The sequence below is a fragment of the Plantactinospora siamensis genome, assembly GCF_042434095.1.
GTDB lineage: Bacteria > Actinomycetota > Actinomycetes > Mycobacteriales > Micromonosporaceae > KBS50.
The window spans coordinates 1-3,529 of record NZ_JBHLUE010000027.1 but is presented as its reverse complement, the minus strand read 5'-3'; the positions used below and the strand labels follow the sequence as shown (position 1 = coordinate 3,529).

3 protein-coding genes are annotated in these 3,529 nt (G+C 71.9%); 2 read left to right on the top strand and 1 reads right to left on the bottom strand.

Annotation, left to right across the window (positions count from 1 at the left end):
• Positions 1–124 (top strand): cellulose binding domain-containing protein (locus tag ACFFHU_RS28475; protein WP_377343516.1); only part of this gene is annotated, 124 nt, incomplete at its 5' end.
• Positions 125–309: 185 nt separating this feature from the next.
• Positions 310–1,029 carry an SDR family oxidoreductase gene (locus tag ACFFHU_RS28470; protein ID WP_377343515.1) on the top strand — a complete coding sequence of 240 codons (720 nt, stop codon included), beginning with the start codon at positions 310–312 and terminating at the stop codon, positions 1,027–1,029.
• Positions 1,030–1,086: 57 nt separating this feature from the next.
• On the opposite strand, the gene ACFFHU_RS28465 is transcribed toward ACFFHU_RS28470, so the two are convergent.
• Positions 1,087–2,811 carry a glycoside hydrolase family 27 protein gene (locus ACFFHU_RS28465; RefSeq protein ID WP_377343513.1) on the bottom strand — a complete coding sequence of 575 codons (1,725 nt, stop codon included), beginning with the start codon at positions 2,809–2,811 and terminating at the stop codon, positions 1,087–1,089.
• Positions 2,812–3,529: the final 718 nt, after the last annotated feature.

Sequence of the window (3,529 nt, the reverse complement as noted above, 5' to 3'; positions counted from 1 at the left end):
CAGCTACAACGGCACCATCGCCCCCGGCGGCTCGGTCTCCTTCGGCTTCCAGGCCAACCACACCGGCAACACCGCCGCACCCACCTCCTTCACCCTCAACGGCAGCCCCTGCACCACCGGCTGACCCGGGCCACCGCACCCGGGCAGCTGCGCGGCCCGACTCCGGGACCAACCCGGAGCCGGGCCGGCCGGCTGTCGGGCCGGCCCTGGCCGGAACCGGAATGCGCGTGCGGGTGCCCGCCCGGGGCCGGCTGGGCGGCGCGCCGCCGCGGGCCGCCGGCCAAGCCCGCCGCCGGGTAGCCTGCGCGGGTGAGCCTCGCCGGAAAGACAGCGTTGGTGACCGGCGGTTCCCGCGGCATCGGCCGGGCGATTGTTCGGCGACTCGCGGGTGAGGGCGCCCGGGTCGTGTTCACCTACCGGAACAGTCGCGCGGCCGCCGACGAACTCGTCGGTCAGCTCCCCGGAACCGTCGCGGTCCAGGCGGATCAGGAGGACGTGGGTGCCATCCCCGCCATGCTCGAACCGGTGCGTGCCGGCCTGGACATCCTCGTCAACAACGCGGCCATCAACCCCGCGACCCCGATCGCCGGCCTGACGGCCGCCGAGTTCGACCGGGTGATGACCGTGAACCTGAAGTTCCCCCTGTTGACCCTGGCCTCGGCGGCGGCCGTCCTGCGCGACAACGGCCGCGTCATCAACATCTCGACGCTGAGCACCGCGGTTCCGGGGCCGGGTCACGTCATGTACTGCGCCAGCAAGGCCGGGCTGGAACAGGTCACCGCCACGGCGGCGCGGGAGCTCGCTGATCGCAACATCACCGTCAACACGGTCTCGCCCGGCGCCACCGACACCGAGCTGCTGCGCGAGGTCAACTCGTCGGAGGGACTGGCCTGGTCCGCCGCCATGACCGCGCTGGGCCGGCTCGGGGAGCCCGACGACATCGCGGCCGTGGTGGCCTTCCTCGCCGGCCCCGACGCGCGGTGGATCACCGGTCAGAACATCCGCGCCACCGGGGGACTCCTGCTCTGACGCCCCGGACGGGTGGTGCCCCGGTCCGACCCGGGGCGCCACCGCGATCCGGAGGTGTCAACGAAGGCTCCACCGCTGGTTGCTCTGGCCGTTGCAGGACCAGAGGATCAGCTTGGTTCCGTTGGCCGTGCCGGCGCCGTTGGCGTCCAGACACAGTCCGGACTGCACGCCCGTGATGGTGCCGTTGGCGTTGACGTTCCACTGCTGGTTGGTCTGGCCGTTGCAGTCCCAGATCACCACCTGGGTGCCGTTGGCGGTGCCCCGGTTGTACGCGTCGAGGCACTTGTTGCCGTACACCTGCAACTGCGCGCCCGCCGGATAGGTCCAGGACTGGTTGGCGGCCGTCCCGCAGTCCCAGAGCTGGACCTGGACGCCGTTGGCAGTGCTGGAGTTGGGCACGTCGACGCAGCGGCCGGACTGGCCGCCCACGATCTGCCGCCCGCCGCTCGGCGGCGGACTGTTGCCGTCGGTCCCGGCGACGGTGAGCAGCACCGCCTCGTGGGCCGGGACACTGGTGGAGTAGCCGGCGCCGAAGCTGCCGAGATCCGTCCCGGTCCACAGGTCGCGGACGGCGGCGGACCCGGTGAGCCCGAGGCTCGACCAGCGGGCGGTGATCGTCGCGGCGCCGGCCGTGCGGTTGAGCAGCAGTACGGCCCGGCGCCCGGTCCCGGACAGCACCTTGCTGTAGACCTGCAGCCCGGAGCTGTCCTCGGCCACCTTGACGCCCTGCCTGCCGAGCGCGTCCTGGTCGACCGCGATCACCTCCCGGTTGGTCATGATCGCCCGGGTCTCGGCGCTCATCTGGTCGAGCCGGTTACCCGCGAGCAGCGGAGCGCCGGAGATCGCCCACAGGCCCAGGTGGGTGCGGTTCTGCGCGGCGCTGAAGCCGGGCATGCCGGCGATCAGCATGTCCGGGTCGTTGTAGTGCCCCGGGCTCTGCGCGGACGGGTGCTGGGCCGAGTCGAAGTTGGCCAGCACGCGGTTGAGGTCGGGGGACTGGCCGAAGTAGATGATGTCCCCGCTGGTCCGCCACAGGTTCGACATGCCAGGCGCCCAGTCCCAGGGGTTTCCGGCGCCCCAGTCGCAGACGGACAGCACCATGGGCCGCCCGGTCTGCGCGGTCGCCCGGCCGATCGCGTCGCTGATCGCCTGGTACGTGTTGCGCGGATTGAGCCCCTCCGCCTGGCCGCCGCACCAGTCCACCTTGACGTAGTCGAAGCCCCACCGGGAGAACTGCAGGAAGTCCTGGTCGTAGTGCCCCTCGCTGCCGCTGTTCGGCGCGGCCGGACGGCCCGTCGGGTAGTAGTAGCCGCAGCCGTTGCGGCCCGCGTCGGTGTAGATGCCGGCCTTGAGGCCCTTGCTGTGGATGTAGTCGGCGATGGCCTGCATCCCACCGGGCCACTCGTTCTGGTCCACCGTGATGTTCCCAGCCGCGTCGCGGGTGCCCTGCCACCAGCCCTCGTCGATGTTCACGTACTGGTAGCCGGCGTCCTTCAATCCGGCGGACACCAGCGCGTCGGTCTGAGCCCGGATCACGCTCGAATTGATCTGCGCGGCGAAGCTGTTCCAGGAGGCCCAGCCCATGGGGGGTGTGGCGATCGACGCCGCCAGCGGGGCGGACACGCTCAGGGCCGACGCCGCCAGCACCGTCGGGAAACTCGACCCGGATGCCGGGGCGGCCGCCGCGGCCCGGGTCGCCGTGCTCGCACCGAGCACCGGTCCCAGCAGCAGCGCGGCCAGCAGCACGAGGGCCCGCCGGGGGCGGCGACCTGCCCGGACCATCGCTCCTGTTATCGCTAACAACTGTGGTCGGGGACCGGGCTGACATATCAACATCGGATCCTCCTGAAAGCGGACAATCGCGCCGGGAATCGTTCTCGACCCGAGGGTGTCCGGCGGCGGGATACACCCGCCGGGCCGGTGGGTCGGCGAGCGGCCGGCTGGGTCGCCGGTGCGACTGGCCGGAACCCTTGTGGGCCGATCGCCGGCGGATCAGGTGGGGCGTCATTCTCCTGCAGCCACCATACGTTATAGAGATGCAGTTCGATATATGTCAGCCTCCGGTGACCCGGTTCTCTCCCGGAGGCCCGCGGCCCGGCGGCGGTGTCGGCGTGGTTGGGGGGTGTGTCCGGTCCGGCCGCCCGCCTGCGCTGACATCGTGTTGATCAAGGGGGATCCGTCCGGGGCCGCGGGCGCGATGTTCCGGGTGTCGGGTTTGCGGCCGCTTTGGTGGTGGTCTGTGGTGGCCGGCACTCGGGGGCTGCCCGGTTTGTCGGGTTGGCTGGAATCGGTGTGGGGGCCCGGACGTTGTACCGGGTCCACGGCCGCAGTACCCGCCGAGCGCCCCGCGCCTCGGGCTTGTCGAACCCCCGCCGAGCCCTCCGCGGTGGCCGGCCCTCCCTCCGCGGTGGCCGGCCCTGACCCCCGGGTTGGGGAATGGTGGCGGGCGGGTCGTGGTTACACCCGGTCCGGATGACCGTAGGAGCGCCCCCCGCTGGGC